The following is a 15,405-nucleotide window of genomic DNA, read 5'->3' as shown; positions in this document are numbered from 1 at the left end:
CCTGTGTTAAAGCAGGGCTTTTTTAATGATGATTTTTTAAAAACTTAAAACCGAATCGCTACTTCCAGCGAAGTGCGATTGGCCGCCCACACTTGCTCCAGCGATTCCGCCGGGGGGAGTTCCGGATCAAAGGGCTCATCCAGGCCGGGCGGCAGTTCCAGAGTCACCACCGGAATTTGCCGAATCACACCGGCATAGGTGCCAAAGGAACCCGGCGTGGGGTAACCGATACTCTCAACCACCGCATACCCGGACTCCTCAGACATGGCCTCGGCAAACGCTCGAGCAGGGCCGTCAAAGTTCAGCACTTTATAGGGAGAATGGACGGTCAGGATTTTTTGAGGCTGGTAACGTTCAATCAATTCAATCATCAGGCGGGTTTCCGGCTCACTGGCCGCCGCCAAGCCCGAATAATAAGGCGTATCTCGGTTGTCCTCCGCCCAGTCCGGAGTGGGATAGTTACGGTTCAAGTCCACGCCATTGGCGTTTACCCGAGTGCCAGCGGCCAGCCCATCCGAGTTGAGTACCGGAATGATGAGGGTGGGCCGGGCCCTAAAATCGATGGGTTCTCCCGCAAACTGCCCGGCTTGCAACTGTTCCACGAAATGAGTCACCAACGCCCCACTAATGGTTTCATCTCCATGAAAAACACCCACGATCAGGGTATTCAGACGCTCCGGCTGTGGAGGGCCGAAAAACACGCCTTCAATAGGCCGGTTTTGCACCGAATGGGCCAGAATCTGGCGATGGGAGGGAAGCAGAACACTCATACTATTATTTTAAGGGAGAAACGCCGTTTGGAGACACGTCCCTAAAGACGTTCCTGATGATGAAAGCCATACTGGCTGTCAGCCGCTAAATTCACCCGCAGCAATTCCGACTCCAACTCCGTGCAATAGGCCTGAATCTGCTCGTCCGAGAGGGCTTCGGGCACCTGCAGGGGCTTGCCATACATCAGGCGCATTTTGGTAAAGGGCATGGGGGCGTGATAATGGTCCCATGCCCGATCAAACTTGCTCAACAGCCATTCGGTGGCCGAACCCAGCGGAATGATAGGCGCACCGGTCTGGCTGGCCAGACGAATAATTCCCGGTTTGACTTTGTAGCGAGGGCCCCGAGGGCCATCCACGGTAAAGGCAATGGAGAGATCATCTTCCAGCAGGGCTTTTCGCAATCCTAAAATAGCCTGCGTGCCGCCCCGTTTGTGAGATCCCCGCACAAAATGCCGAAAGCCAATGGTGCGGGCCAACCGGGTGATAAATTCTCCATCGTTACTGGGGCTGACCAAAATGGCCACTTTTTCGAGCGGCACGGCTTTGAACAGGCAGTACATACGCCCGTGCCACAGGGCATAAATCACCGGTTTGCCGGAGTCCAGAATGGTCTGGGCTTGCGGATCGCTTTCCACGCCTTCTAGCCGCCAGGAGGCCCGAATCCAGCGCAAGGGCTGGCCTGCCACCTGAGACAACAGGATCTTGAGAATGCGGCTGTTTTTGAGTTTTATGCCCATCGCTTCACGCCATTAACCGGAACCTGTCCCATCATAGCCTATTTGTGATTAGATGAGAAAGTTGCTTCGTACCGTTGTGTCCTCTCAAGGAGTGCTTCCCCCATGAGCGCAGTCAGCCCCCGCTATCAAGCCCATCCGACGTTGGTGGCCCCCTCCATTCTCTCGGCGGATTTTGCCCGGCTGGGAGAGGAACTGCACCGGCTGGAAGCGGCTCAGGCCGACTGGATTCACGTGGATGTAATGGACGGCATGTTTGTGCCCAACCTGACCCTTGGCCCACCGATTATCAAAGCCTTGCGCAAGCACAGCGCCCTGCCGTTTGACGTGCATCTGATGATTGAGCAACCCGACCGCTATTTGGCCGACTTCCGGGATGCCGGGGCCGATATCATTACCGTGCATGCGGAAGCCTGCCCGCACTTGCACCGCACCCTGAGCGAAATTCGTCGGCTGGGCTGTAAGGCGGGGGTTTCCCTGAACCCGGCCACGCCCGTTTCCGCTATCGAAAACGTGCTGGACGCCCTGGATTTGGTGCTGGTGATGTCGGTTAATCCCGGTTTTGGGGGACAGAGCTTTATACCCCAAAGCCTGAAGAAGCTGGCCCAGGTAAAAACGCTGATCGCCGATCGGCCGATTTTTCTGGAGGTGGATGGTGGGGTTTCACCTAAAAACGCCGCTGAAGTGCGATCCGCCGGGGCCAACGTGATTGTGGCCGGTTCCGCCGTATTTAAAGCCGAGGATATGGCCGCCACAATTCAGGCCCTGAAGGGGTAATCAGGCCATTGACGACGCCAGGGTTCTATTCAATCTAACGCAGCGCACCCTCATCTTTCGCTTGGAGCCGTCCTGTCATTCCCACGCAGGGGGGAATCCACTGCCCGCAGGAACGCTTCATTTTTCAGGATGGCCTGCCCGTTTCTGGATCAAAGCATCTGGATCAAAGTTCATGGATTCTGGGCCGAAACGGATTACAGTGAAAAACAACCCGCGTTCACGGAGTCTGAATGGCCACACCGCGACAGAATACCAATCGCCTGGCAAGCCTACTGGTGGGGCTGGTGCTGACCTCCCTCCTGACGGTCACAGTCGGGTGGGCCTGGGATGGGGACTGGACGCAGGGCCGCTCCGGCTATGGCAACGATATTTTCGAGGACACGGGCCGCAGTGATGGTCAGGCCGGTACCGATCCGCCCCAAAAATTCTGGAAGGCCGATCCTCGGGACCATGCCAACGTTGACCCGGAGGAGCTGCACGACTACTTCGACAAGCGCAAAAACCGGGATTACGTGCCCTACGCCTTAGCCCGGGTGGAACAAGCCTTGCGCTATCAAAATTTCATCCTCCCCAAGGGCTACTACCTCATCAAACCGGGAGACGCTAACGACGGCTCTCCGCTGGTTACGATGGGTAGCCTGCAAACGCCCACAGAAAACAGCTCTGCCCCATCGCAGCCCGGCGATCGACCGGCCAGCCTCAGTAAGCGCGTGGCCTTTTACCAGAGCTTTGTGATCATCCGACAGGGCAAAGTGCTGGGCGTGGTGCCCGTGCATCGCATGACGCCCTACAAACCGCCCCGGGATGCGAAAATCCCCCGGCGGGCCCTGGCCTGGGTGGCTTGGGAGAACCGTCGCCCAGTCCTCAAGTTTTATTATAAAAAATGGCTGTATGAAACGGACTTTCAGTAGCCCCGGTATTGTCAATCCACAATGTGGTGGGATATGCTTTGCGGCACATTTGATAGAATAGGCTGATAGAATAGGCCAGTGCATCCTTTTTGATGACCCTATTTTGAGGATCCCCAAAGCGCAAAGGTTCTGTTTCCCTTGATTCTGGAAGCGTTCAGTACGCACTTAAAAGCCAATACCATCCCGGACAAACCGCCGGAGCGCATTCTGATGGAATGGCTGACCAGCATCCTACTCTTGCCGCCAGCACCAGGTGATCAGGTGGGGCGGGTTATCCACACCGAAATTGCTATGAGCGAATACAACGGCCAATTTTTATTTGAAGGCACCAGCAAAACCGGACGCGAACTCCTGCGATCACTCACCCTGTACTGCCGCAGCTACGATCACTGGCAATTCAGCCGTTGGGTGCATGAAGTACGGGCCTCCGACTTTCAGTGCCAGTATGATGCCTAGCCATAAACCGGCGCTCATCAATCTAACAAGGACAGTCGCTAGCAGCGGCAGGCCCTGACAAAGGCCTTCACGTCCTGTTCTTTCAGGGTGCCGGAGGGGGCGTTCCGCATATCCTGTTCAAAAACGCAGCCCAACCATTGCTGCCCTTCCAGTACGGGCATTGAATCCAGCCGGTACAGGCGCATCAGGCGCAGGGCTTCAAAGGCGTAATCGTTGGCGGACACAAAGAAAGTCTCCGAATGATGGTGTGGGGATGCAGTGCGCAATGCCATGGCCGTAATTGTCTCCCGTTGCGATGCCGTTGAAAGTTACAACTGAACCGGTTCGCAGCCTGATGAAATTTGCACCGGCCCATTAACCGGCACAAAGCCGAAGCGTCAGCTCACAGAGCCTTTGGCGTCAGGCGGCTGGGTTTACTTGTGGATGAAAACAAGAAAATAGGTGGTTAAAGCGAATACATAAGACTGTATGGATTATCCGCCCGAAAGTCTATTACCCAAACAGGCAGAATCAGCCCCACTGCTCAGCAACAGGCGTTCAATCAGGGAAGGCTGCCCTGAAAAAGAAAAAAGCACAACCCAAAAAATGGCGTTGTGCGCGCTATGAGGAGTTAACTGTAAGTGCAAGTTGAAGTGAATCTTTGAAAGTCAGAAGGAGGAGAATCGAAGTGCAAGTACGGAGCGAAATCTTATGTTATTAATATAGACAAGAGCGCCAAAAACTTTAATTTTCGACCTTAAAGCCCGTCCCCCAAGGCTTTCACCCTTCAAAAACCCCTCATTTTCCAGAAAAAACCCCTAAAACAGAAACAATTCTTAACAAATCGGCCTGCGCCCCTCTCAGGCTGCGTTATGGCAGCGTTCCGGGATAAACAGAGGGATGGTTCACAAGTCCTGACGACAAAAACGGCGGCAACGAGGCATGCGGGCTTCGCCGAAGGAGAGCGGGTACGGCCTTGCCCGGAGGACCTTCCAGTCTGTTTCCCCGCTGCTGTTGCTCTTGGGCGGCCCCGCTGGCCTCATTCTGGAGAAATTGCAAGAGGCACTCTTCGTTCAGATTCATCATGCGTACAACTACCTACTGGACTCCCCTTGGGGAAACCGCCTACACCGTTTCATACTAACCAAATAACCGACCCTCATCATCGACCAACCGATTTAAATTTCCCATCGACCGGAGATCTACAGTGATCGGCCTAGAAATCCTGGATGGGGCAGTTCCCTTGTGTCCGGATGCCTAAATCCTTGTAATATTGAATAAAAAGTATTGGGTTTAGGAGTTGGCGGAGGAAGTGAATGTCACCATGAATCGAACAGTATGCGGAAAGGCTTTTACCCTGTTGGCGGCTGGACTTTTGTTTCTGAACAGCCAGGTTCCCCCCGCACAAGCCGAATTATGCGGCATGGCAGGCTCCAACGCCAGCATACCGGGGGACAAATTTGCCGGGTACTGGCAAACCACCTTCGGGTTACTGCGGCTGGTGCAATTTGGGCCCAGCTGGGTGGAGGGCCCCGGTAGCGCTTCTGGCTACATTCGGGGCACCCAGACCGGCCCCCTGCTACAGGGCAGGCTGGGGGAAGATCCCGGGCAGTTGTACGGGGCCAATGTTCAGTTGCAAATGACTGAAGGCGGCCGCTGCCTGAAGGGGACGTACGTGTTTGACGGTGACAAGGAGGTCAATGAAATCCTGGGGTTTCGCATCCAGCGGCCCACCCAGCCTTACCGCTTTTATTACGAACTGACCGATCGCACCGAGCAGCTAAAGCGCCTGACCGGAGGCATACTGGATTTGGACACCATTGATGGACAAGACTTCAGAGCCTTTCCGGCTGGCTTTGTGCCCAGCGCCATTCCCACCACTGCACCAGCAACCATCATGCCTTCAGCGGGTCAGCAGGAAAGCGATGATCCAGACGCGCACGAGGACAATCACCAGCGCCCGGAAGGATACGACTAGGCCCTAAATCCGCGCATCCAGATGATAGCCGACAGCGGCGCCCACCAACGGGCCTACAATCCAACCAACCATTGGGATGCTCTGTCCTGCGGACGCTCCCAGACTGGCTCCGGCAACAGCGCCATCCCAATTGGGGTCCAGCGCTTTGGGCACCGGGGACTTCCGAAGTCCTTGAAGCCCTGCCTGGCCTTGCTCCGCCTGAGCGAACTCGGCCTGATTGAACAGAAAACCCTGAAGCTGCAAGCTGTGTTCCGGTTTTTGCATAAAGTTTAGAAAACCCGTACAGCCAAACGCAAACAGCCCCCCCAGTAACAAAACTGCCGCCAGCAGCCGATTCCCGCTTTTAATCAGCAGGCCGGTGCGATTGTGGGCCAAGTACAACCAGTTGCGGTCAACGTCAGGCATACGAACTCCTTCCAAACCCGTCTTTTCCCGTATTGAAAAATGGGCTTGAATCGATGCATTATTTAAATATAAAAACAATCAAATGCACGGAATTGCTCAGTGCAAGGCCAAGCCCCCCTGACGCCGGTCCGATTGGCGTAAAATAAAGTACCAGGATGCCAGCCGACCGTTCAAAAGGAAGCGACAAGGTTTGATGGGTTAACGGCTAATCCAGTGAGAGCATAAAACGGTGAATCACAAGAAATGATGAGTCTGCGGCAGTTACGGCTAAAAAAATGTACCGGGATCATTATATTTTTATCCCTGTTGCTTTGCCTATTCACCGGGTGGGCAGTGGCTCAAAAAACAATGACCGCCAAGGCCCGCATCAGCAGCGATGCCGAACTGGCCCAACTCAAGCAGGATTTGGACAAACTGGACACTTTGGTCAGTCAGGGACTGGTGGGAGAGGCCTCCGTGGTAGCCGGGCAGGAAATCCGGGCCAGAGATATCTACCGGCGCTATCTGGACAAAGCAGCCTCCATGAGCCAGGAACTGCTCAGGGTCAATCAAAAAATCAACACGGCAGGTCAGGATATTTCCCTGCAACAACTGGGGGCCATTTGCCAAAAGGTCAGTCTGGCCAACCTGCGGTTTAAAAGCACCTTCCAGCTCGGTGAAGACCAATTTCAAAGTTATCGGCTGATTCAGGAGGCCCTAACCAATCTGGAAGCGGCCACGGAATACTGGCGGGTTTCAAACCGTTTCCGCAAGGTACACCGGGGCGGGGCCAAGGAACAGATGGAAGACGATGAAATCCTACGGGTGCGCTTGTTAAAAGCCGTGAACGCCATCGAGGAATTGAAACGCCTGATGGACACCCGAGCGGCCCTGTCAAAGGATCTGGAAGAAGATTAAATCGGGTTCCAGCCAGAACGTCTGAACCCGGCAGGGGGCATCGGTCGGCTGCTTGGCTTGGGCTTGCTTCTCTGGTAAAGTGAGCCCGTAGGTCACGATGCAAACGATATGACCGCAATCAATTTAGGAGTTTACCATGGCCGTGATGACAGCAATTCCCTGCGAAATCAAAGACCCTTCCCTGGCCGCTCAGGGTAAAAAGCAAATTGAATGGGCCGATCGGGACATGCCCGTGCTGGCGCAAATCCGGGAGCGCTTTGCCAAAGAAAAGCCCTTTGCCGGAATCCGCCTGTCCGCTTGCTGTCACATCACCAAGGAAACCGCCAACCTGGCCCGTGCCCTGCAAGCCGGTGGCGCCGAGACGGTGTTAATCGCCTCCAACCCGCTCAGCACCCAGGATGACGTGGCCGCATCGCTGGTTCACGATTACAACGTTTCCGTGTACGCCATCAAAGGCGAATCCGTGGAAACCTACACCAAGCACGTCAACATCGCCCTGGATCACAAGCCCCAAATCATCATCGATGACGGCTCCGACGTGGTGGCCACTTTGGTGAAAGAGCGTCCCGACCTGATTAGCGATATGCTTGGCAGCACCGAGGAAACCACGACTGGCATCGTGCGCTTGCAGGCTATGGAAAAAGACGGCAAGCTGCCCTGGCCCGCCATCGCCGTGAACGATGCCCAGACCAAACACTTCTTTGACAACCGCTACGGCACCGGCCAAAGCACCATGGATGGCGTCATTCGAGCCACCAACATTCTGCTGGCAGGTAAGAACGTGGTGGTGGTCGGGTACGGCTGGTGCGGTAAAGGCTGCGCCATGCGGGCTCGTGGCTTGGGCGCCAACGTCATCGTCACCGAAGTCAACCCCATTCGGGCCATCGAAGCGGTCATGGACGGCTTCCGGGTGATGCCCATGCAAGAAGCCGCTAAAGAAGGCGATGTGTTCGTGACCGTGACCGGCAACCGCCACGTCATCGACAAAAAGCACTTTGAAGCCATGAAAGACGGAGCCATCGTTTGCAACTCCGGTCATTTCGATTTGGAATTGAACCTGGAATCCCTGGCCGCCATGTCCAAAAGCCGTGAACAAATCCGTCCCTTCATGGAAGAGTTCACCCTGAACAACGGACGTCGGGTGCTGGTGCTGGGCGAAGGCCGCTTGATCAACCTGGCCGCCGCTGAGGGCCACCCGGCCAGCGTCATGGATATGAGCTTCGCTAACCAAGCGTTGGCTGTCGAATATCTGGTCAAAAACAAGGGCAAACTCTCCAACAACGTCCATGTTTTACCGGCTCATGTGGATACCGATATCGCCACCCTGAAGCTGAAGGCCATGGGCGTATCCATCGATGTCCTGACCCCGGAAATGACCGAATACATGAACTCCTGGACCATTGGGACATAAGCCCAAGGATTCCAGCAAACAAACACCAAAGGCCTCCTTTTCCATCGAGAAGGGGGCCTTTAGATTTGAGCCCTGCCCGAGAAGGCCAAAACCACCGTCTCCAAAAGCGCCGAGAGCAATTCATAGGGGCACCAATTCATAGGGGCGAGGCTTTCCTTAATTTAAACTATCGATACCGCAAATGGTTCGATAAGCACAAAACTTATCGGGGCACTGACGATTGTCCGGCAAGTCATAGGATTCTTCCACCGCCATGGCCGAAACAATGGCGGACAGGGTTTGCCGGGTGGCCTCGTGCTTGGCCGCAGTGTAATCCAGAACCACCTCCCGCACCGGAGAGTGATTATCGGCCTTCACTTCCACGTATACAAACCGCACCTGCTCCGGCTGAAGGGGCCCATGCCAGTTCAAATTCAAATCCGCCGCGGATTGCGTGTGAGCCACTTCCACCAAGGCGAACAAATACAAGCGGGTTTGCCAGTCCACTTCCGGATTGCGTGGCACCCCGGTTCCGGTTTTCCAGTCGATCACCAGCACCGTATCCTCCCGGCGAGCCACCCGATCGATTCGTCCGGTCAACCACTCCGTATATCCCTGGCTGGTGGGCATGGGCACGTGAAAGGCCCACTCGTTGGCGATCACCGGTAAATGCGCCACAGGATGCGCCATCAGCTTCTGCCAGCTCACCCGCACATCCATGGGGGCGTTTTCCAGTAGAAGGCTGCAATCCAGCCCCCGAGCCTGATAATCCAGCAATTTATGCACGTCCCGGCCCAGCCGAAAATGCTGAATATCGCTGGGCCACTGCATTTTTTTAACGTGCTTGTAAAAAAACTGACGTTTGCATCGGCTCCAGGATTTAAAGGCATCGGAGGAAATCTGGGTAAATTCAAGTGGCCTGGGCACTTTCAACCTCCCCATCCCCAATCGGAACCACATTATTCAGCGGCGGATTCAATTTGGCGTGTAGGGTTTGAAAAACCGCGGCAGGTTCAACTTTCCGAATTTTGTTATAGCGGGTCATGGTCTGCAAATGCGCTGAAAGGTATAAAGCGCGCTTGGCCCGGGTCAGGCCCACATAAATTAATCGGGCTTCCTCTTCAATTTTTTCCCGCTTTTTATTTTCCTGATAACGCTCTTCCAGCAATTGCCCTTGCCCCTTGAAGTGAATGCGATCCAGCTCCTGAACCAGTTTATCCGTTTCATCAAAGCGAATGCTACCGACCTCATGCGGAAAGGTTTCCGCCTGCAAGAAGGGCATAAACACCACGTCAAATTCCTGCCCCTTGGACTTGTGCATGCTCATCACCTGCACCACCTGACTGGCGTTTTGAGCCAATACTTCGCCAAAGCCCTTCTTGCCCCGCCAGGATTTTTGAAAAGCCTCAAACTGGTGCAGCACAATCTCCAACGGCGATAAATGCACCAAATGCTGAAAAGCGTTCAAGATATCCTGAGCCATCAAGGCGCACAAATATCCGTTGCTGCGATCCGCCACAGACGTGCAAAACCGATCCACGATGCGGGCCACCAGGGCGCTGACATTCCCTCCCGCCGCTTGCCGACTGAAGTCAACAAAATCGTAATACCACTGCCGCAGCGTTTCATCATCCAAATTCAACGGCGATTGATACAGCAAGGGCTGGCTGTCCATCAGGCCCTTGCGAGCAGGAGACTCTGGCAAACCAGAGCGTTCCACTTGCAACTGATACCACTGACTTTGCAGGGCTAAATCGGAAGGCGAGGCCAGTAGCTTGAGGGTGCAGACGATGAAGGAAAAAACCGGATTCACGTTCAACTGCTCACTCAAACTGACCGCCGGGATTTGGGCCTGGTGTAACAACCCGGTGACCCGGTTAACCTGCGAATTGGTGCGCACCAAAACGGCAATGGCGGCTTCCGGTTCTTCAGAGCGGATTTGCTGAATGCGCTCCACCAGCCAGCTCTCTTCCATCTTGTCCAGATCAAACAATTCGGCGGCGGGGGCATACAACAAAGCCGGGTTTTGTCCGGGTACGGGTTGCATATCCACTGGCTCAAAGGCTTGTTCCAGCCCCGGAAGCTGACTGGCCTGTCGCATCCAGAAATTGGCCAGGGCGATAATTTCTGGGGCGCAGCGTCCGCTTTGAACCATGTGAACCGGCACGTGCGCGGTTTTGACAAAATCCCGAAACACGGCAGTATCGGCGGAACTGAAGGTGGTGGTGATGGATTGGTTGGTATCGCCAGTGCGAATTAAATTGGGATTTTCACCACCCAATAGGGCGATAAATTCCTGCAACAGGCGAGAAGAGTCCTGGGCCTCATCCTCGATAATATAGGCAAATTGCCGCTGATATTTTTCCCGAATATCGGGAAAACACCGTAAAATATCCACGGCTCTGGTGATTAAATCCGTAAAATCCAGCGAGCCGCTGTGGTGCAGTTCGTGATTATACAACTTGAAGGCGGGCAAAAATTCCGCCAGCCGAAAATTACCGGGCTGGCTCTCAATGTGTTTCTGAATGGCGGCTTCGGTGATGCCAAACATTTTGCAGTGGTTCATACCCCGATCAATGGCCCGCTGCCAGTCCATCACATTTTTGGTGGATTCCGGCTGGGTGAGCAAGGCCACTTTACTGAGGATTTCGCCCCGCCCGTAATCATCCAGTATGGTCATATCATCGGGTAAAAATCCGGCCAGCACGGCATGATCGTTTTCCGCCAGAATGCGAAAGGCCAAACTGTGAATGGTAGACACCACCGGCAACTGATTGCTCACCCCGGCCAGCTTCTTTTTCAAGCGACCCAGCAGGGTTTTGGCGGCGCTGTCCATATAGGTCAGCACCAGAATGCGATCGGGTTGTGTGCCCCGCTGAATCAACTCCAGCAGCAATTCCACGTTCACAAAGGTTTTGCCCGCACCGGGAACGGCACTAATGGCCATGGTGCCAGCCTGATACGCCAGAATGGGTTGCTGATCCGCCCGCAGTACCGCTCGCTCCAGCGCCTGCAAATCCTGCGTGAGTTCCGGTACATTCAGCAAGCGCGGTTTTAACAAGCCCATGTGCGTTCCCCCTAAATCGTCCAGATCGCTGGCGTAGGCCAAAATCTTTTCTGTGGCCAACAACATGAGAGAACGGGTAATATGCCCCGCCCGAGTGCGAATGACCGCCTCGTTAAATTCCTCGCTGAAGGCCGTATTAGAGCCATCCCACACCGCCGAATGCACCCAGGCGTTATACAGCGGAGCATTGTCACTGCGGGCCCACTCCCGGGCACTGACATCCAGCCAGCACTGCACTTTGCGGTAAATTTCCAAATCAATCATCTTTTGAGGCGTGCCAATAATCAGGGCGTCTGGCTGCACGGCCTCCGGCATTTCAGGCGTATCGGCCATAGTGCCGCTTTTCACCTGCTCCAGCCACCAGCGGTTAAAATCCTCACCGGCCACCGTATCCGGCGCTTGCCCCGATCGGGTCAGCCCTTTATAAATTTCCCGCTGCCGTAAATAGCTCTGAATAATACGGTTCAAATCCGCGTAGCCATCCCGCTCCGTGGCACAAGGGGCCAGCAATTCCTTAAAAGCCGAATAAAGCTGTTGATCAAACCCCAGGGCGGGTGCCTTTTGCAACCATTGCCCCAGCAATTCATAGCGGGATAAAGCAGTGCCGTTCAGGGCAAAAGGCAGCACTTCCAGCGGCGGCAGGGGGTAAAAGCCTTCCGAATTGCTGCCCAGCCAATCGCCCACCGCTTGAGACAACTGATCCAGCCCCTCCCCGGAAATATCGGGTAAATGCTGAAAACCCAGACCCTGCATCAGGATGGTCTTAATTTCCCACCGGGAAGGATAGACATTCCACTGTGCGGCATTGGCCCACTGAATCAGGGAAATAAAACTTTTGCACTTGGGATTATCGCTGGGGCGCTTGGTGCCTGACAACAACTGCACCGGAATGCCTCGCTGACTAAGGCGACTGTGCAACTGATGAAAACTCAGAAAATCCGTTTTGGGCAGTACCAGACAAAAATCGCCGGGACTGTAACCCGCCTCCAGCGCTTCCAGAACATCGTCCACCACTTGTTCCAGCAGCTCCACCCGGGTCATAAAGCCATCGTCCAGCTTGACCATGGGCGGCATGGGCAAAAAGCCTTCCGTACGCTTCCAGTTGGCCAATAGGGCTTGTCCGGCCTGATAAGCGCTGTCCTCTCGGGTTAAAACCACCGTCTCCCCGGGTCGCAAGGCTTTCAGGGCATTCCAGTCATAAGGATAGGCGTTTAAATACCCCCGCCGGGAGCCGCCATCCACATCCGCCGCCAACACCAGCGTTTCCAGCTCCGGGCTTAAAAATTCAATGAGCCGCTGCTGGGCCACAATGGTTTCATCCACATCATCCACAATCAAATGCCGAATCTCGCCTTTCAGCCCAGTGGACAGGGCGTTGTCCTTCTTCAGCAGGCTGTTGAAAATATCGAGCTGCTTGTTGGGGTCTAACACCCGCAACAGGTAACTCTCAATATCAAACTGCTGTTCCAGCCAACTCACTTCCGGGTGGCACATCTCGTTCATCAAGATAGAGCGTTCCTGCATGTCCTTGCGGGAAAGCAGATTCTCCGAGCGCAGGCGCAGGCGACGCACCAGTTGCTTTAAAATATGCTGATCCGAGCCGGGAAAGTTCTCGAAAACGGCCTGTCCCTTTTGCTCGGACTCTTTGCGCAAGCGGGCCAGCAGCCATTTTAAAATCAGCTCGCTGTCCTCCAGGCCGGATAATTCCGGGCGAATGACCGCAGCGCCTTTTTTCAGGGTGCGGCTGATTTCCTGCTCCACCAGGGGCCAGTAGTTAAACAACGTATTACGCACAAAACCGGCGTAGGTGTAAATGGGCAGTTGGGCCACCGCCTGCTTCCGGGATTCCAGAAGGCGCTCAATAAATTTTTGCTGACGGGCATGGTTGCTACAGAGAACCAGCACCGAGGACGCCGGGACGGTTTGCAGCAATCGACTGGTTTCCGCCACCAGACGACCGGTTTTACCAGAGCCCAACGGGCCTTCCACGTATAACATCGCTTCCGGACGTGCCCTTGAGACTTGCCCTTGCAAGCCCGCCAAACTGTAACAGCACTACTATACCGGATTCCCCGAAAGCCCAACAGGGATCAATCTTCGGTTTTCGCTATAATTCAACCCACAGAATCAAAACTTAGGAACAACCACACACTACGCCCGTTCCGGAGGGGCCTAGTTTGCGCCCTCACTGGGCAAAAATTGCCTTAAAATGGCCTCTCGATTCTTCCGAAACTGCAAATAGGTGTCCCAATCCTTGGCGATCTGCTCTGATTCCTTCAGAAGTCGCTCCAGCTCCTGCTGCGTGATGCTTGTCATCATACGTTTGCAATAATCCCTCAGTCCCATTGCGTGCCTCAAGTCACTCTGTCATCGACCCAATCGTGGAAAAGTTTAGAAAAACTGGCCCATTTATGACTTTTTCTTTAAAATAGCTTATGGATTGTTACAATCTAGGCATCCCTGAAACGGTATTATACAAGAATGTAATCAAAAGTAAAAAGTTGGTGAGAATGGGAACCCCCAATGGCTAACAAAATTATTCAAACCGCGCGCTTTGGAGAGGTCTCTGTAGACGAGGATCGCATCATTAACTTCATTGAGCCGATTTTGGGCTTTAGCGACTCCGCGCGTTACGTAATTCTGGATCACGCAGAAGATTCGCCGTTTAAATGGCTCCAATCCGCTGATGATCCTGAACTGGCCTTTGTGGTGACCAACCCCAAGTTGTTCGATATCGACTACGAATTTACCCTGTCCGATGAAACCGCAGAACATTTAGCCCTGCATAGCGCTGATGACGCTTTGGTGATGACCATCGTCAACATTCCGCAGGAAGATCCCAGTAAAATGACCACCAACCTGCTGGGGCCCATTGTGGTCAATCAGGCCAGCCGAAAAGCCCTGCAAGTGGTGCTGCACGACAGTGGATACAGCACCAAAACCCGCCTGATTCCTGATGAAGTTCTACAGCAGCAACCCAAAGGAGCGTCCTCGGTCTCATCTCCGGCATCCGCTGATAAAGGAGAGTAGGACTCATGCTGGTACTCACCCGGAAAACCGGTCAAAAAATCATCATCGCCAATGAAATCGAAGTGACCATCCTGGAAACCAAGGGAGATTCGGTCAAAATTGGCATTGAAGCCCCCAAACAAATCACCATCTACCGGGAAGAAATTTTCGAGGAAATCAAAAAAAGCAACCGACTGGCCACTCAGGATGCGGAAACAGCCCGCCTGAACAAGGCCATTGAGGCGGTCAACCTGATTAAAACCAGTCCTCCCGCAAAGGAGGGATAGGCCGGTGGCTGTCTTCTCTCAACTTAATGAAGCCAGAGATCTGTTATTCAGAGAGAGAAAGGCCCCGGCAGCCGAAAAATCGCTAGGCCCGTTAATGAAGCAGGCCAAGTCATTCAGTGCTGAAGAGCAACGGGCCCTGTTTGAACTGATGGGTCTGGCGCTGAGGGCGCAAGGCCGGTTCGTGGAGGCTGCCGAGCTTTACACACAGGTTCATGATTACTACCAGAGTGGCTACTGCGCCATGTTACAAGGCAAAACGCAAGCCATGCAGCAGGCCTGGAGCAGGGTGCTGAGCCAGCGTCAAAACCACTGGTGCGTGTCCCTGTACGGATTAATCAGCGGTCAACTGAGGACGGTTCCCACCATTTTCCAGATTCGCAACCACATGGAAAGCGATATCGCCAACCTGATTGCGGCCAACCGGGTCGAATACCTGGAAAATTACCTGAACTACGTGGATTTCCTGACTCAAGTCAATCTGGAAGCGCCCAAATTTGCCGGGCGGGCCCTGATGAACGCCGGTTGGCTGGATCGAGCGGGAAAATATCTTCTGCAAGGACAAAAAGCCCTGCCCAACGACCCTGAAATCTACTTCCATCTGGGGCAGTACAGCATGGCTTCAAAGCACCTGAAAGAGGCTCGCCTGATGTTGAATCAGTGCCTGCTCATCAGCCCAACCTATCGCCCCGCCAGTGACTTACTGGAGACGTTAACCGATCATTCCCCCGAAACGCATTGAGCC

The 15,405-nt window shown here is 54.2% G+C and carries 16 protein-coding genes; 9 read left to right on the top strand and 7 right to left on the bottom strand.

Annotation, left to right across the window (positions count from 1 at the left end; translation table 11 throughout):
* Positions 1–44 precede the first annotated feature (44 nt).
* Both DF283_RS03230 and DF283_RS03225 read right to left on the bottom strand, forming a co-directional pair.
* The gene (locus DF283_RS03230; RefSeq protein WP_303673270.1) at positions 45–770 is read right to left on the bottom strand and encodes a M14 family zinc carboxypeptidase; all 726 of its coding nucleotides are present in this window, start codon (positions 768–770) and stop codon (positions 45–47) included.
* A 41-nt stretch (positions 771–811) separates the two neighbouring features.
* Entirely contained in the window at positions 812–1,510 is a 699-nt protein-coding gene (locus DF283_RS03225) for a lysophospholipid acyltransferase family protein (protein WP_303673269.1), read from the bottom strand.
* A gap of 102 nt (positions 1,511–1,612) precedes the next feature.
* Here DF283_RS03225 and rpe point away from each other — a divergent pair, with 102 nt between their 5' ends.
* The 3 genes from rpe to DF283_RS03210 all read left to right on the top strand — a co-directional run bounded on the left by rpe (position 1,613) and on the right by DF283_RS03210 (position 3,651).
* On the top strand, positions 1,613–2,284 hold the full coding sequence (gene rpe / locus DF283_RS03220) for a ribulose-phosphate 3-epimerase (RefSeq protein WP_303673268.1): 672 nt from the start codon (positions 1,613–1,615) through the stop codon (positions 2,282–2,284).
* Between the two features lie 230 nt (positions 2,285–2,514).
* Entirely contained in the window at positions 2,515–3,195 is a 681-nt protein-coding gene (locus DF283_RS03215; protein WP_303673267.1) for a hypothetical protein, read from the top strand.
* 138 nt (positions 3,196–3,333) lie between these two features.
* Complete coding sequence (locus DF283_RS03210) at positions 3,334–3,651, top strand: hypothetical protein (RefSeq protein ID WP_303673266.1); 318 nt, start codon at positions 3,334–3,336, stop codon at positions 3,649–3,651.
* Positions 3,652–3,689: 38 nt separating this feature from the next.
* Here the strand turns inward: DF283_RS03210 and DF283_RS03205 are convergent, their stop codons facing one another.
* Positions 3,690–3,923 carry a DUF294 nucleotidyltransferase-like/CBS domain-containing protein gene (locus DF283_RS03205; protein WP_303673265.1) on the bottom strand — a complete coding sequence of 78 codons (234 nt, stop codon included), beginning with the start codon at positions 3,921–3,923 and terminating at the stop codon, positions 3,690–3,692.
* A 1,031-nt stretch (positions 3,924–4,954) separates the two neighbouring features.
* Here DF283_RS03205 and DF283_RS03200 point away from each other — a divergent pair.
* On the top strand, positions 4,955–5,608 hold the full coding sequence (locus DF283_RS03200) for a hypothetical protein (RefSeq protein ID WP_303673264.1): 654 nt from the start codon (positions 4,955–4,957) through the stop codon (positions 5,606–5,608).
* 3 nt (positions 5,609–5,611) lie between these two features.
* Here the strand turns inward: DF283_RS03200 and DF283_RS03195 are convergent, their stop codons facing one another.
* Positions 5,612–6,013, bottom strand: coding sequence for a hypothetical protein (locus DF283_RS03195; RefSeq protein ID WP_303673263.1), 402 nt, complete (start codon positions 6,011–6,013; stop codon positions 5,612–5,614).
* 333 nt (positions 6,014–6,346) lie between these two features.
* On the opposite strand from DF283_RS03195, the gene DF283_RS03190 reads away from it, so the two are divergent.
* Positions 6,347–6,910 (top strand): hypothetical protein, encoded by a 564-nt coding sequence (locus tag DF283_RS03190; protein WP_303673262.1) that lies wholly within the window; start codon positions 6,347–6,349, stop codon positions 6,908–6,910.
* A 145-nt stretch (positions 6,911–7,055) separates the two neighbouring features.
* A complete protein-coding gene (ahcY, locus tag DF283_RS03185) occupies positions 7,056–8,321 on the top strand; it encodes an adenosylhomocysteinase (protein WP_303673541.1) in 1,266 nt (421 codons plus the stop codon).
* Between the two features lie 156 nt (positions 8,322–8,477).
* Here the strand turns inward: ahcY and DF283_RS03180 are convergent, their stop codons facing one another.
* The 3 genes from DF283_RS03180 to DF283_RS03170 all read right to left on the bottom strand — a co-directional run bounded on the left by DF283_RS03180 (position 8,478) and on the right by DF283_RS03170 (position 13,686).
* Complete coding sequence (locus tag DF283_RS03180; protein ID WP_303673261.1) at positions 8,478–9,227, bottom strand: PD-(D/E)XK nuclease family protein; 750 nt, start codon at positions 9,225–9,227, stop codon at positions 8,478–8,480.
* Entirely contained in the window at positions 9,211–13,365 is a 4,155-nt protein-coding gene (locus DF283_RS03175; protein WP_303673260.1) for an ATP-dependent helicase, read from the bottom strand. The genes DF283_RS03180 and DF283_RS03175 overlap by 17 nt, the downstream gene beginning before the upstream one ends.
* A 174-nt stretch (positions 13,366–13,539) precedes the next feature.
* Positions 13,540–13,686, bottom strand: a complete 147-nt coding sequence (locus tag DF283_RS03170; RefSeq protein WP_303673259.1) for a hypothetical protein — start codon at positions 13,684–13,686, stop codon at positions 13,540–13,542.
* A 204-nt stretch (positions 13,687–13,890) separates the two neighbouring features.
* Here DF283_RS03170 and fliW point away from each other — a divergent pair, with 204 nt between their 5' ends.
* Genes fliW through DF283_RS03155 form a run of 3 tightly spaced genes read left to right on the top strand, consistent with a single transcriptional unit; the run spans position 13,891 to position 15,402 of the window.
* Positions 13,891–14,397 (top strand): flagellar assembly protein FliW, encoded by a 507-nt coding sequence (gene fliW, locus DF283_RS03165; protein WP_303673258.1) that lies wholly within the window; start codon positions 13,891–13,893, stop codon positions 14,395–14,397.
* A gap of 5 nt (positions 14,398–14,402) precedes the next feature.
* Positions 14,403–14,663, top strand: a complete 261-nt coding sequence (csrA, locus tag DF283_RS03160; RefSeq protein WP_303673257.1) for a carbon storage regulator CsrA — start codon at positions 14,403–14,405, stop codon at positions 14,661–14,663.
* A 4-nt stretch (positions 14,664–14,667) separates the two neighbouring features.
* Positions 14,668–15,402: a tetratricopeptide repeat protein gene (locus tag DF283_RS03155; protein ID WP_303673256.1), complete on the top strand. Its 735-nt coding sequence runs from the start codon at positions 14,668–14,670 to the stop codon at positions 15,400–15,402.
* The last annotated feature ends 3 nt before the right edge of the window (positions 15,403–15,405 follow it).

Source organism: Vampirovibrio chlorellavorus, assembly GCF_003149375.1.
Lineage (GTDB): Bacteria > Cyanobacteriota > Vampirovibrionia > Vampirovibrionales > Vampirovibrionaceae > Vampirovibrio > Vampirovibrio chlorellavorus_B.
This window is presented reverse-complemented; position numbering and strand designations above follow the sequence as displayed.

Coding starts and splice junctions, on each gene's coding strand:
- DF283_RS03230 (WP_303673270.1), bottom strand. CDS start 770: ATGAGTGTTCTGCTTCCCTCCCATCGCCAGATTCTGGCCCATTCGGTG.
- DF283_RS03225 (WP_303673269.1), bottom strand. CDS start 1,510: ATGGGCATAAAACTCAAAAACAGCCGCATTCTCAAGATCCTGTTGTCT.
- rpe (WP_303673268.1), top strand. CDS start 1,613: ATGAGCGCAGTCAGCCCCCGCTATCAAGCCCATCCGACGTTGGTGGCC.
- DF283_RS03215 (WP_303673267.1), top strand. CDS start 2,515: ATGGCCACACCGCGACAGAATACCAATCGCCTGGCAAGCCTACTGGTG.
- DF283_RS03205 (WP_303673265.1), bottom strand. CDS start 3,923: ATGGCATTGCGCACTGCATCCCCACACCATCATTCGGAGACTTTCTTT.
- DF283_RS03200 (WP_303673264.1), top strand. CDS start 4,955: ATGAATCGAACAGTATGCGGAAAGGCTTTTACCCTGTTGGCGGCTGGA.
- DF283_RS03195 (WP_303673263.1), bottom strand. CDS start 6,013: ATGCCTGACGTTGACCGCAACTGGTTGTACTTGGCCCACAATCGCACC.
- ahcY (WP_303673541.1), top strand. CDS start 7,056: ATGACAGCAATTCCCTGCGAAATCAAAGACCCTTCCCTGGCCGCTCAG.
- DF283_RS03175 (WP_303673260.1), bottom strand. CDS start 13,365: ATGTTATACGTGGAAGGCCCGTTGGGCTCTGGTAAAACCGGTCGTCTG.
- DF283_RS03170 (WP_303673259.1), bottom strand. CDS start 13,686: ATGATGACAAGCATCACGCAGCAGGAGCTGGAGCGACTTCTGAAGGAA.
- fliW (WP_303673258.1), top strand. CDS start 13,891: ATGGCTAACAAAATTATTCAAACCGCGCGCTTTGGAGAGGTCTCTGTA.
- csrA (WP_303673257.1), top strand. CDS start 14,403: ATGCTGGTACTCACCCGGAAAACCGGTCAAAAAATCATCATCGCCAAT.